13 protein-coding genes are annotated in these 11,415 nt (G+C 73.1%); 10 read left to right on the top strand and 3 right to left on the bottom strand.

Features of this window, described 5'->3' with window-relative positions; genetic code table 11:
* Nucleotides 1–275 precede the first annotated feature (275 nt).
* On the bottom strand, nucleotides 276–1,016 hold the full coding sequence (locus GEV28_RS39680) for a GAF and ANTAR domain-containing protein (protein WP_291419097.1): 741 nt from the start codon (nucleotides 1,014–1,016) through the stop codon (nucleotides 276–278).
* Between the two features lie 170 nt (nucleotides 1,017–1,186).
* On the opposite strand from GEV28_RS39680, the gene GEV28_RS39675 reads away from it, so the two are divergent.
* The 6 genes from GEV28_RS39675 (at nucleotide 1,187) to GEV28_RS39650 (ending at nucleotide 5,700) form a co-directional block, all read left to right on the top strand.
* Nucleotides 1,187–1,894: an anti-sigma factor antagonist gene (locus tag GEV28_RS39675; RefSeq protein WP_291419095.1), complete on the top strand. Its 708-nt coding sequence runs from the start codon at nucleotides 1,187–1,189 to the stop codon at nucleotides 1,892–1,894.
* 109 nt (nucleotides 1,895–2,003) lie between these two features.
* The gene (locus tag GEV28_RS39670) at nucleotides 2,004–2,597 is read left to right on the top strand and encodes a hypothetical protein (RefSeq protein ID WP_291419093.1); all 594 of its coding nucleotides are present in this window, start codon (nucleotides 2,004–2,006) and stop codon (nucleotides 2,595–2,597) included.
* 432 nt (nucleotides 2,598–3,029) lie between these two features.
* Entirely contained in the window at nucleotides 3,030–3,422 is a 393-nt protein-coding gene (locus GEV28_RS39665; protein WP_291419091.1) for an STAS domain-containing protein, read from the top strand.
* A gap of 70 nt (nucleotides 3,423–3,492) precedes the next feature.
* Nucleotides 3,493–3,834, top strand: a complete 342-nt coding sequence (locus tag GEV28_RS39660; RefSeq protein ID WP_291419089.1) for a hypothetical protein — start codon at nucleotides 3,493–3,495, stop codon at nucleotides 3,832–3,834.
* Nucleotides 3,831–4,598, top strand: coding sequence for an alpha/beta hydrolase (locus GEV28_RS39655; RefSeq protein WP_291419087.1), 768 nt, complete (start codon nucleotides 3,831–3,833; stop codon nucleotides 4,596–4,598). The genes GEV28_RS39660 and GEV28_RS39655 overlap by 4 nt, the downstream gene beginning before the upstream one ends.
* 322 nt (nucleotides 4,599–4,920) lie before the next feature.
* Complete coding sequence (locus tag GEV28_RS39650; protein WP_291419085.1) at nucleotides 4,921–5,700, top strand: DUF899 domain-containing protein; 780 nt, start codon at nucleotides 4,921–4,923, stop codon at nucleotides 5,698–5,700.
* A 23-nt stretch (nucleotides 5,701–5,723) separates the two neighbouring features.
* On the opposite strand, the gene GEV28_RS39645 is transcribed toward GEV28_RS39650, so the two are convergent.
* A complete protein-coding gene (locus tag GEV28_RS39645) occupies nucleotides 5,724–6,605 on the bottom strand; it encodes an NAD(P)/FAD-dependent oxidoreductase (RefSeq protein ID WP_291419083.1) in 882 nt (293 codons plus the stop codon).
* Nucleotides 6,606–6,679: 74 nt separating this feature from the next.
* Between GEV28_RS39645 and GEV28_RS39640 the strand changes: the two genes are divergently transcribed.
* Both GEV28_RS39640 and GEV28_RS39635 read left to right on the top strand, forming a co-directional pair.
* On the top strand, nucleotides 6,680–7,258 hold the full coding sequence (locus GEV28_RS39640; RefSeq protein WP_291419081.1) for a helix-turn-helix domain-containing protein: 579 nt from the start codon (nucleotides 6,680–6,682) through the stop codon (nucleotides 7,256–7,258).
* A 26-nt stretch (nucleotides 7,259–7,284) separates the two neighbouring features.
* The gene (locus GEV28_RS39635; protein ID WP_291419079.1) at nucleotides 7,285–7,785 is read left to right on the top strand and encodes a GNAT family N-acetyltransferase; all 501 of its coding nucleotides are present in this window, start codon (nucleotides 7,285–7,287) and stop codon (nucleotides 7,783–7,785) included.
* Nucleotides 7,786–7,945: 160 nt separating this feature from the next.
* Here GEV28_RS39635 and GEV28_RS39630 read toward each other — a convergent pair whose 3' ends face one another.
* Complete coding sequence (locus GEV28_RS39630) at nucleotides 7,946–8,479, bottom strand: hypothetical protein (protein ID WP_291419077.1); 534 nt, start codon at nucleotides 8,477–8,479, stop codon at nucleotides 7,946–7,948.
* Between the two features lie 267 nt (nucleotides 8,480–8,746).
* On the opposite strand from GEV28_RS39630, the gene GEV28_RS39625 reads away from it, so the two are divergent.
* Together GEV28_RS39625 and GEV28_RS39620 are read left to right on the top strand one after the other, a co-directional pair.
* Nucleotides 8,747–9,451 carry an ABC transporter ATP-binding protein gene (locus tag GEV28_RS39625; protein WP_291419075.1) on the top strand — a complete coding sequence of 235 codons (705 nt, stop codon included), beginning with the start codon at nucleotides 8,747–8,749 and terminating at the stop codon, nucleotides 9,449–9,451.
* Nucleotides 9,448–11,415 (top strand): FtsX-like permease family protein (locus tag GEV28_RS39620; RefSeq protein WP_291419073.1); only part of this gene is annotated, 1,968 nt, incomplete at its 3' end. The genes GEV28_RS39625 and GEV28_RS39620, both read left to right, overlap by 4 nt.

Below are 11,415 nucleotides of genomic sequence, written 5' to 3'. Positions count from 1 at the left end.
GCCCGCGCGGCGGCCCGCCGGGTGCGCGCGCTGGTCCGCGCCGCGGGTGCCCCGGACCGAGCCGCCGCGGAGATCGAGTCCCGGCTGACCAACCGGGACCAGAAGGCCGCCTAGGTCGTGTCTCGTGGGTCGTGGTCGATGGGATTCGTGATCCAGATGGCTCCTGGCAAGGCGGCGGAAGGCCGCTCATACCGGGTTGTATTCGGGCCTTCCGACAACGCGGCCAGGGGACAGCTGGGCGCGAATACCACGATCCAAGATCGACGAGACATGGCCTAAGACCGGGGCTCGCCCACCGGGTTCAGGGCCAGTTTCGCCAGCTCCGCGTCGAAGTCGCCGCTCTCGTGGGCCTCGACCACCAGCGGCGCCAAGTCGCGCAGCTTCGTGTTGCTGTTCTGCGACGCGCGTTTCAGTGCCGTGAACGCCTGCTCCGAGTCGCAGTCGAAGTGGCGCATCAGCAGGCCCTGCGCGCGCCCCACCACGGACCGGGTCTGCAGCGCCGTCCGCAGCTGGGCCACCAGCTCGTGGCTGTCGTGGTACAGCGACGCGTTGTCGAACGCCACGCCCGCGTTGAGGGTCAGCAGCAGGACCACGTCGTAGGCGAGCTCGTCGAACTGGCCGGTCTCGCGCGAGAACAGGGTCAGCACCGCGGTGTCGCTGCCGTGGGTGACCAGCGGCAGCGCGAGGCAGCCGCGGAAACCGCCGTTGATGAGGTGGCCGCCGAACGCCGGCCAGCGCTGGTCGGTGGTCACGTCTTCGAGCCTGCGGGGCTCGGCGAAGGTCACCGCCTCGACGACCGGGCCCGGGGTGAGCGGGTCGAAGCCCAGGTCCTTCCCGCCGGCCACGGTCTCGACCGCGGTCGCCGAGCGGACCGTGATCGTGGCCGCGTCGCAGCCGGGGATCGTACGCACGATCCGGGCGGCGAACCGGTCGAGCGTGCTGCCGAAGTCATCGGCCTCGACCAGGCGGGTGACCTCGGCGAGCTCGCGCGCGAGGGTGCGGATGCCTTCGGCCATCCCGTGAGTCTGCTGCCGGACCCGCACCGGCACAACCACCGGGGGTCACGCTGATTTCCCGACCGGCGCCGACGCTTGTCTTCCGTCCACCGGCGACGAAGACTACTGTTGTCGCGACCTCACGGTTACGCAGTCAGCCGTGGTGCCTCGACCGTTGCCCGGAGGCCCGCATGGCTGAACCTCTTTCCCTCTCCCGCCCGCGTTCCCGGGCCAGACGCCATTGGCTCACGTCCCCCGACACGCGGCTCGCGCTCCGCAGCTACCCGCCGGCGCCCGGCGTGGTCGTGGTCTGCGCCGACGGCGAGATCGACCTGGCCAACCGGGACGCGCTCGCGGCGGCCCTGTCCCCCGCGGCGGCCGACCCGGCCACCCGGCTGCTCGTGTGCGACCTGTCCACGACGACCTTCCTGGCCTGCTCCGGGCTCTCGGTCCTGCTCGACGTGAAGGCCGAGCTGGCCGAACGCGGCGCGCGGCTGCGGGTGGTGGCCGCCGACCCGACCGTGCTGCGGGTCATGTACGTCACCGGTCAGCGCGACGAGCTCGACGTGCACCCGGAGCTCGCCGTCGCGCTGGCCGGCCTCGCCCCGTCCACCGCGCCCGCACCGGGCAGCGGCCTGGCGGAGCTGTGCGCGGCGCTGGACCGCGCGGTCGAGCAGACGACCGAGCTCGCCGCGACGTGGGGCCGGCTGGCCGAACGCGTGTCCGACCTGGACGCCACGAGCCTCGTCGACGGCCGCGGCGGCCACTGGAGGCCCCGCGAGACCCTCGCCGACATGGCCGAGGACCTGCGCGCACTCCAGAACCACCTCGCGACCGGCGCCCTGCTGGCCGCCCCCACCGTCGAGGACCTCGGCCACCTCCGCGACGCCCCGGAGTAACCCGGACCCGCCGTCCCGCCGCGGAACGTTCCGCCCCCGGCGCCGTGGTGATCACGGCTACGATCCCGTGGGTTTCGTCGGCGAGAGGGGTCGGGGCGTGGTGTCACGCTTGTTCAGTCCAGCCGGGTTCGTGCTCGTGGGGTTGCTCTTCCTGTTCCCTTTCGTCGGGATCTCGTGCTCCGCGCCGGAGCTCGGCTCGGTCGACGCCGGCTTCACCGGGTTCGACCTCGCCGTCGACGCGAACCCGAGCTACCAGGTGGACTCACCCGTCGCCGACATGGTGGCCCGTGACCAGGTCGCCATGCCGACCCCTGGCGTCCCGGGGCTCGCCATCGGCGTGCTCGTGGTGCTCGCGGTGGGCGTCGCGTGCGCCCTGCTCGCCCGGCCGTCCACCAGGCTGCTGGCCGCGGCGGCCGCGGCGGTGCTCGCCGTCGTGCTGCTCGTGGTCACGCAGGTCGTGGCCGAGTCCAACCTCGTCACGGCCATCGTGGACAACGCACGCCTGCTCCAGGTGTCCGTCCCGCAGAACCTCGACCCCGTCGCCAACGAGGGGTACGTGGAGGACGTGGTCAGCTCGCGGGTCGGGTTCTGGCTCGCGCTGGTCGCCCTGGTGGCGCTCGCCTCGGGCGACCTCGTCGCCGGGATCCGCTCGCGCGAGTCCCGGGCGGCCGGAGGCGCACACCCGCGTCCTCGATCCCGGTGAGGGTGCGCAGGTGCGGGGTGCGGACCACGTCGTTGGTGACGGTCAGCGCGGCCTGTACCCGGACCCGCGCGTGCCGATCTCGGTGATCATCACGTCGAGCGTGTCGTTGTCGGCCAGCGATTAGTCCACATAGGACCATAGGAGCGCCGGTAGCGCACCGGCCGGCCCCGGCGCGACCTGGCAGCAAGGTGCCAGGAGGCAGCCGTCCGGATAGTCCTTTGTGGACGACGGCCGGAGCTCGGCCCGTCCCCCACCAGGGTTAGTGGGCGTCGTGCTGGGCTTGTGATGTGCCACCCCCGGGCCTACCGTGGGAGGAGCGCGGTTGAGCAACCAGCCGTACCCACTGCTCGTCGACCTGCTCGTCGACAACGAGAAGAGGCGTACGTCGTGCACAGCACTTCCTTGTGGACCAGCAGCGACTTCGCTGCGCCAGTGCCCCGGGACCCCGGTGACAGCCGGACACCGCCGGTCCAGGTCTTCGACATCGACGTCGAGCTGCGCTCGGACCACACCGTCGTGGCCCATGTCTTCGGAGCCGTCGACCTCTTGACCGCGCCGGAGCTGCAGGTGTGCGTCGACGACCACGTCGACGCCGCGAATGGCCTGGTGCTCGACCTCAGCCGGGTCGACTTCCTCGCCGCGTCCGGCCTCACGGTGCTCACCGACACCGACCGGCGCGCCGCCGAGGACAACTTCGCCTGGGCGCTGGTCGCCAACACCCGTCCGGTCCTGCGGCCGCTCGAGGTGCTCGGCCTGCGTGACCAGCTCCCGACCTACGACTCGGTGCCCGGCGCGGTCGCGGCGGTCTCCGCGGTCACGGCCTGACGCCGGACCGGCCGGCGGGCAGCCCGGAAACGCGGTTGCCCCGTCAGCACGCCACCGCCAGAGTGCCCGGGTGCCCTCCCCCGAGACACACCGCCGCGAGCACGTCGGGCCGGTCGAGCCGCGAGCCATGCTGGCACTCGCCTCGCGGGTCGGGTCAGTGGCCGGGCTGGGCGAGTTCGAGCCGGTCGGCACCCACCCCGGGCACCTGCGCCACGGGCTGGCCAGGGCGGCGTGCGTGGCCGTGCTGCACGCGTTCGCCGCGGCAGGAGGCACCCGCGCGGTCGTGTACGCCCGGGGCGACGCCGCCTACCCTGTGCCGATGGCGCTGTACACCTCGCTCGGCTTCCGCCCGTACACGAGAGCTCGGATGTGGTGTCGATCCGGCGCGACACGGTTCGTCGGTGGGGCATGAACACACTCATCTCCACCGACGGAACCACCATCGCCTATGACCGGGCCGGCAGCGGCCCGGTCATCGTCCTCGTCGCCGGGGCGTTCAACGACCGGGCGACGCTCGCGCCGCTGGCCGCGGAGCTGGCCGGCGACTTCACGGTCGTCACCTACGACCGGCGGGCCCGCGGCGACAGCGGCAACACCAAGCCGTGGTCGATCGACCGGGAGGCCGAGGACCTGGACGCGCTGATCGCCGAGGTCGGCGGCAGCACGTTCGTGTTCGGCTTCTCCTCGGGCGGGATCCTCGGGATGCACGCGGCGCTGCGCGGGTCGGCCATCCCGCGACTGGTCTGCTACGAGCCGCCGTTCCCGGTCGAGGGGCACGGCAACGCCCCTGACCTGCCCGCGCGGCTCGCCGCGCTGGTCGACGCCGGGCGCCCTGGCGACGCGGTGGAGCTGTTCCAGCTCGAGGCGATCGGACTCCCGCCGGAGGTCGTGGCGCAGATCCGCAAGGCACCGATTTTCCCGGCACTCGAGGCGATGGCCCAGAGCTTGGTCTACGACTCGACGATCACGACCGGCTCGACGCCCCCGGCCACCCTGTCGACCCCGACGTTGACGATCTACGGCGCGCAGACGTGGGAGTCGCTGGCCCGGGCGGCGATCGTGGCCGCGGAGGTGCTGCCGAAGGGCCGTCACCAGGAGGTACCGGGCGGGAAGAACCACACGATCGAGCCGGCCGTGACCGCCCCCGTGGTGGCCGACTTCTTCCGCGAGGGGTAGCGGCGCGCTGACCGGGTGCGGCGGGGTTGCTCGGTGGCACCATGAAGGCCAGTGGTCCGTGGGGGTCGGTAGGGGAGGCAAGGCGCAGTGCCACATCCGACCGATCCCGACGGGCTCGCCGCCATGGCGCGGGACCTCCTCACGCAGCCGACCGTGCGGCAGACGCTCGACCTGCTGCGCACGGAGTCCCGGAACCGCGACGTCAAGCCGGGCGAGCTCGCGCCTGGTCACCAGGACCGGCGGGATGCACACCGACCGATGAGTTTCGGCGGTGCCGCTAGTCGGTACCGGCGAGACGATGTCGAGAGTCGAAGGAGACGTCATGGCGCTGCCCGACGTGGTGACCGGTGTGGAGTGGCTGCGAGCGCGCAAGGCGTTGCTGGCGAAGGAGAAGGCGGCGACCCGGGCACGCGACGAGCTGAACGCGGAGCGTCGAAGGCTGCCGATGGTGCCGGTCGAGAAGCCGTACGTGTTCGAGGGGCCGGCCGGATCCGCGACCCTGCTCGACCTGTTCGAGGGGCGGGGACAGCTGATCCTGCACCACTTCATGTGGAACTACGACATTCGTCCGGACGGCACCGAGGTGCCGCGCGACGCCGGCTGCCCGTCGTGCTCGGCGACCGCGGACAACATCGGGCATCTCGCCCACCTGAACGCCCGGGACGTCACCCTCTGCGCGGTCTCCCGCGCGCCGCGGTCGCTCATCGGGCCGTTCCGCGAGCGGATGGGCTGGCGGTTTCCGTGGTACTCGTCGGCGGGCAGCGACTTCAACTACGACTTCCACGCGACGGTCGACGAGCGGGTCGCACCGGTGCTGCTGAACTACCGCACGGAGGCGGAGCTGGCGGCGGCCGGCACGCCGTGGGGACCGGCGCGGCGCGGTGACTATCCGGGCCTCAGCGCGTTCCTGCGGGACGGGGACCGGGTGTTCCATACGTACTCGACGTGGGCACGCGGGTTGGAGCAGCCCGGCGGGACGCACGCCTACCTCGACCTCACGGCCCTGGGCCGGCAGGAGGAGTGGGAGGAGCCGGCCGGCCGGGCGACCACGCTGCGCGCCAAGGCCGGCAGCGCGGACCTGCGGTTCCACGACGAGTACTGAGCCGGGGCACCGGGAACCGGCGGCTATCCCTGCGGTCCGAGGACCAGCTCGTTGTTGAGCATCCCCGCCGTGCGGGAGCCCGCGCCCGCCGCGGTGATCAGCTGGGCGTGCGGGTCCACGACGTTGCCGGCGGCCCACACGCCGGGCACGGTGGTGCGGCCCGCGGCGTCGACCCGGACGATCCCCTGGTCGTCGACCTCGCAGCCGAGGTCCCGCAGCATGGTGTCGGTCGCCACGTTGGTCGGGTTCGTGAACACCGCGGCGCGCGGCACCATCCGGCCGTCGCCCAGCTCGACGCCGGTCAGCGCGCCGTCCTCGACCACCAGGCGGGTGATCTTGCCCGGCTCGACCGGCACCGAGCGGGCAGCGAGCCGCGCGTCCTCCTCCGGGGTCGGCACGTAGTCGCCGGGGAACAGCACCACGTCCTCGGACCACTGCCGGACCAGCAGCGCCTTCAGCACGCCCATCGGGCCGTCCGCGACGATCCCCAGTGGCCGGTCGCGGACCTCGTAGCCGTGGCAGTACGGGCAGACGTGCACGTCGCCGCCCCACAGCTCCGCCATCCCGGGGATGTCGGGGAGCTCGTCCCGCAAACCCGTGGTCACCAGCAGCCGGCGTGCCTCCAGCGTCGCGCCGCTCGCCAGCGCCACCCGGAACCCCGGTGCCGCGGCGACCACCCGGTCCTCGACCAGCTCGACGCCGTAGCCGCGCACCTCCTCCCGGCCGATCCGCAGCAGCTCGGCGGGCGCCACCCCGTCCCGGGTCAGGAACCCGTGCGACTCCGCGGCGCGGGCGTTGCGCGGCTCCCCCGCGTCGACCACCGCCACCCGCTGCCGGGCCCGCCCGAGCACCAGCGCGGCCGACAACCCCGCCGGCCCGCCTCCCACGATCACCACGTCGTACATCGACGATCACCTCCAGCCGACAGCGTGCGCCGGGCGTTCCTGCATCGACAACGTTCGTTGCCGATACTGGGAACATGACCGACGCGATCACCACCGCCCTGTCCGAGGTCGGCCCCCGCCTGCGGCGCATCCGGGGCCAGCGCGGCGTCACGCTCACCGAGCTGGCGGCGGCCACCGGGATCTCCAAGTCGACCCTGTCCCGGCTGGAGTCCGGCCAGCGCAAGCCCAGCCTGGAGCTGCTGCTGCCGATCTCGGCGGCGCACCAGGTGCCGCTCGACGAGCTGGTGGGCGCGCCCAAGGTGGGCGACCCCCGGGTCCGGCTCGAGCCGCGCCTGGTCGGCGGCCGGACCGTGGTGCCGCTGACCAGGCAGCCCGGCGGGCTGCAGGCGTACAAGATGATCCTCCCGCCGGAGAGTCGCGAGCCGGACCCGCGCACGCACGAGGGCTACGAGTGGATCTACGTGCTGGCCGGCCGGCTGCGCCTGGTGCTCGCCGAGCACGACATCGTGCTGAGAACGGGCGAGGCCGTCGAGTTCGACACGCGGCTGCCACACTGGTTCGGCGCGGCGGGCCAGGAACCGGCGGAGATCCTCAGCCTGTTCGGCAGGCAGGGCGAGCGCATGCACGTCCGCGCCAAACCGAAGCGACAGTGACCCCACCGGGGTACTAGGTTGCCGGCATGGCCTGGCTGCCCGACGACTTCGCGCACCCGACGACGGTCCCGATCCTGGACGGGTTCCACCTGCGCCCGATCCGGGCGGCGGACACAGAGATCGACTACCCGGCGGTCATGGGCTCTCGCGAGCGGCTCTGGTCGATCTACGGCGAGGCCTGGGGCTGGCCGCCGGAGACGATGACCGTCGAGGCCGACCGCGCGGACCTCGCCCGGCACGAGCGCGAGATCGAGGCGCACGAGTCGTTCAACTACGCGCTGCTCGACCTCCCCGAGACCGAGCTGCTCGGCTGCGTCTACATCGACCCGCCGGAGAAGCAGGGCGCGGACGCCGAGATCTCCTGGTGGGTGGTCGACGCGCGGGCCGGCACCGACCTCGAGGCGGCGCTGGACCTGCTGGTGCCCCGCTGGATCGCCAAGGTCTGGCCGTTCGAGAAGCCGCGCTACGTGGGCCGCGACCTCACCTGGCAGGAGTGGATGGCCCTACCGGACCAGAGCGCGGACTAGTCCGGGCGGTCGTCGGTCGACCGGCGCACGAGCGACGCCGCTCGGCGGCTCGCTGGACGACGTCCGGCTGGAGATGAACACCCACTTCTTCGGCACGCTCGCGGTGACCAGGGCGTTCGCGCCCCGCCTGGACGCGGTGCTGAACCCGCGAGTCCAACACTCAGAACCCGCGAGTCCAACACCCAGGACCCACGAGTCCAACGTCCGGAACCCGCGAGTTCGACATTCGCGACACCCCGAGCGTTGGACACGCGGGGACGGGCTGGCGGACCGACGCGCCGACGCGTTCGGGCTCCGGGGCCGGTTTCGTGTCGATGCCGGGGATGCCCCGGCCGCGGATCGAGCAGGCGCGGGTCTCCGGCACGACGTACAGGGCCACGGCGCCGACCACGGAGCAGGATGGTCGTCGCGAGCCCGCGCTGACGGCCGATCCGGTCACCCAGCGGCCCCAGATCATGCCGCCGACCGGGCGGATGAGGAACGCCACCGCGAACACCAGCAGGCTGCCCAGCGTGGACGCCGTCTTGTCCTCGCTCGGGAAGAACGCCTCTCCGATGAAGACGGCGGTGTAGGCGTACACGCCGTAGTCGAACCACTCGGTCATGTTGCCGATCGCCGATGCCGTGATCGCCCGGCGCAGCGTTCTCGCGTCCGGCGGGGTCGCCGGTGATGCCGTGTCGGACGGTTGCGCCATGACGTGCCTCCCACGTTCGCGAGTAGTCCGGCCGAGCCGGCCGGACCTATGGCCCGCGGTGGGTACGGCAACCAACTGTCGAAACATCCGGAAATGAAATGACCACGCCGAACCGGACATTCCTGACGACGCGCCGATCGGCGGTCCGGGGTCGGCCGATCGGCCGATGTGGGCACGGCGGGGCATGGCCATCTGCCCGAAGTGCCCGCGGGCCCCGCTCCCCCAGGCTGTCCCGCGACACAGTCGACCACGTCACGGGGAGAACCGGTGCACAACCAGACGACACCGCTGCTGTCGGGGCGCGGGCTGATCAAGCGGTACGGCCAGCAGCACGCGCTCGCCGGCGTCGACATCGACGTCCATGCCGGCGAGGTGCTGGCCATCGTCGGCCCGTCGGGCTCCGGCAAGACCTCGCTGCTGCACGTGCTGGCCGGCATCCTGCGCGCCGAGGAGGGGCAGATCACCCTTGCGGGGCAACGGATCGACCAGCTGAACGAGACCAGGCGCAGCGAGCTGCGGCGTACCGAGTTCGGCTTCGTCTTCCAGTCCGGCATGCTCGTCACCGAGCTCACCGCCGAGGAGAACGTCGCGCTGCCGCTGCTGCTCGGCGACCGCGACAAGCGGGAGTCCATCGCCGCCGCGCGGGACTGGCTCGGCCGGCTCGGGCTGGCCGGCAAGGAGGGCCGCAGGCCCGGCGAGCTCTCCGGCGGCGAGGCGCAGCGGGTGGCGATCGCGCGGGCGATCACGCACCGGCCGAAGGTGATCTTCGCCGACGAGCCGACCGGCGCGCTGGACACCAAGACCGGGCACGCGACCGTGCACGCGCTCATCGACGCCGCCCGCGCCACCGGCGCCGCGGTGATCATCGTGACGCACGACCGCGAGCTCGCCGCCGCCGTCCCGCGCACGGTGTCCATTCGGGACGGTCAGATCGAGCGGCAGGCCTCGGCGCGGGCGGTGCCGGTCGCATGAACCCGGTCCAGCTCGCCCTGCGGGTGCTGCGTGCCGACCGGCGCACGCAGGTCTCCACCCTGCTCACCGCGCTCGGCGTGGCCGTCGCGACCGGTCTCGTCATGCTGCTGGTGAGCCTGCCGTTCGCCACCCGGGCCCGCGCCGAACGCGCGCTGTGGCAGGAACCGCACGCCGGCGGGGACGGCCCGGCCGCGGTCAGCTGGAGCTCCAGCGAGGACGAGGTCGACGGCAGGCACATCACCCGGATCGACGTGGCGCCGCTCGTCGACCCCGAGTCGCTGCACCTGCCGCCCGGGATCGACCGGCTGCCCGCGTCCGGCGAGATGCTGGTGTCGCCCGAGCTCGCGGCGCTGGCCGACAGCCGGCCGGCCGCGCGGCTCGCCGACCGGTTCGGCGCCAGGTCCGTGGACCTGCTCGGCGACGACGCGCTGCGCTTTCCCGAGCAGCTCGTCGTTCTCGTCGGGCACACCGCGGACACCATGCCCGCCGACGCGACGGAGATGTCGGCCCTCGGCGTCGGCACCGCGGAGGTGGACCAGCTGCTGGCGCTGCTGTCCGGCGTCGGCGTGGTGGTGCTGCTCGTGCCGAGCCTCGTGCTCGTGGCGTCGGCGTCCCGGCTGACCGCGGCGCGGCGGGAACGGCGGCTCGCGGCGCTGCGCCTGGCCGGCGCGACACCGGCGCAGGTGACCGCGATGGTCGCCGCGGAGACCGGGCTCGCGGCGGTCGCGGGCGCGGTGCTCGGCGTGGCGGTGAGCCCACTGCTGCATTCGGTCGCGACGAACGTGGCGTGGGACGGTGGCACGTGGTTCGCCAGTGACTTCGGGCTCCCGATCGTGCCGGTCGTGCTGATCGCGCTGACGATCCCGGCGCTCGTGGTCGCGGCCGCGGTCGCGGGCCTGCGCCGGGTGGTGAACCAGCCGCTGATGGCCACCGGCGGGCACACCCGCAAGCCGTTGTCGAGCATGCGGCTCTTGTTCGTGCCGGCCGCGGCGGGGCTGTTCTTCCTGTCGCTGACCCAGGAGGGCGCGGGCAGCAGCGGGATGCTGCTGCCGGTGCTGGTGTCGCTCGGCATCCTCATGTGGTCGCCGACGATCGTCGGTCCGTGGGTCACCTCGGCGCTGGGCGGGATCTTCGTGCGGACCTGGCGCAGGCCCGCGGCGCTGCTGGCTGGGCGGCGGCTGCGCGACGACCCGAAGGCCGCGTACCGCGCGTCGGCCGGCGTGGTGCTCGCGGTGTTCGCGGGCTCGATGGCGCTGACGCTGATGCCGAGCCTGGAGTCGGAGGCCGGGTACTACAGCCAGTTCCGCGACTCGGTGCTGTACTTCACCACCGACCCGGCCCGCGCCGCCGACGCGGTCGCCGCGGCCGACGCCCGGCTCGACCGGTACGAGGTGCCCGAGCGGGCCGTCGCGGTCGGCCAGGGCGAGCTGCGCTCCGGCGACCGGTACTACACCGCGATCGTCGCGCCGTGCGCGGACGCCAAGCGGGTGCTGCCCGGCACCGACGCCATCGCCTGCCGCGACACCCCGGCGATCTACACCGACGGGTCGGTTCCGGTGTCCTCGCTCGGCGCCTCGGGCACGGACATCGCCTCGACGGTGCCGCTTCCGGCCGGCGCGCCGGTGGTGCCCGCCGCGGCCGGCGGGGTGGTGATCGTCGACCCGGCCTTGTGGCCCGCCGAGGTGCCCCTGATGACCATGAACGTCGCGGTCGCGGCCGACGACGCGACGCGGGAGGCGGTACGGACCGCGATGCTGTCCGCGTCCGGCGGCGAGCAGGTGGTCAGCAAGGAGATGAAGCTGGGCCAGCAGGACACCCAGCTCGCCGACCTGCGCCGGGTCACCGTGATCGGCCTCGTGACCGCGTCCGTCCTGGGTGGACTGAGCGCGGCCATCGCCACGGCGGGCTCGGTGCTCGACCGGCGGCGCACGTTCGGCGCGCTGATGGCCGCGGGCACGCCGGTG

The organism is Actinophytocola sp. (assembly GCF_009379765.1).
Taxonomy (GTDB): Bacteria; Actinomycetota; Actinomycetes; order Mycobacteriales; family Pseudonocardiaceae; genus Actinophytocola.
This window is presented reverse-complemented; position numbering and strand designations above follow the sequence as displayed.

Excerpts from the sequence above, each read along its gene's own strand:
- GEV28_RS39680 (WP_291419097.1), bottom strand. The coding sequence starts at position 1,016 with ATGGCCGAAGGCATCCGCACCCTCGCGCGCGAGCTCGCCGAGGTCACC.
- GEV28_RS39675 (WP_291419095.1), top strand. The coding sequence starts at position 1,187 with ATGGCTGAACCTCTTTCCCTCTCCCGCCCGCGTTCCCGGGCCAGACGC.
- GEV28_RS39655 (WP_291419087.1), top strand. The coding sequence starts at position 3,831 with ATGAACACACTCATCTCCACCGACGGAACCACCATCGCCTATGACCGG.
- GEV28_RS39650 (WP_291419085.1), top strand. The coding sequence starts at position 4,921 with ATGGCGCTGCCCGACGTGGTGACCGGTGTGGAGTGGCTGCGAGCGCGC.
- GEV28_RS39645 (WP_291419083.1), bottom strand. The coding sequence starts at position 6,605 with ATGTACGACGTGGTGATCGTGGGAGGCGGGCCGGCGGGGTTGTCGGCC.
- GEV28_RS39640 (WP_291419081.1), top strand. The coding sequence starts at position 6,680 with ATGACCGACGCGATCACCACCGCCCTGTCCGAGGTCGGCCCCCGCCTG.
- GEV28_RS39635 (WP_291419079.1), top strand. The coding sequence starts at position 7,285 with ATGGCCTGGCTGCCCGACGACTTCGCGCACCCGACGACGGTCCCGATC.
- GEV28_RS39630 (WP_291419077.1), bottom strand. The coding sequence starts at position 8,479 with ATGGCGCAACCGTCCGACACGGCATCACCGGCGACCCCGCCGGACGCG.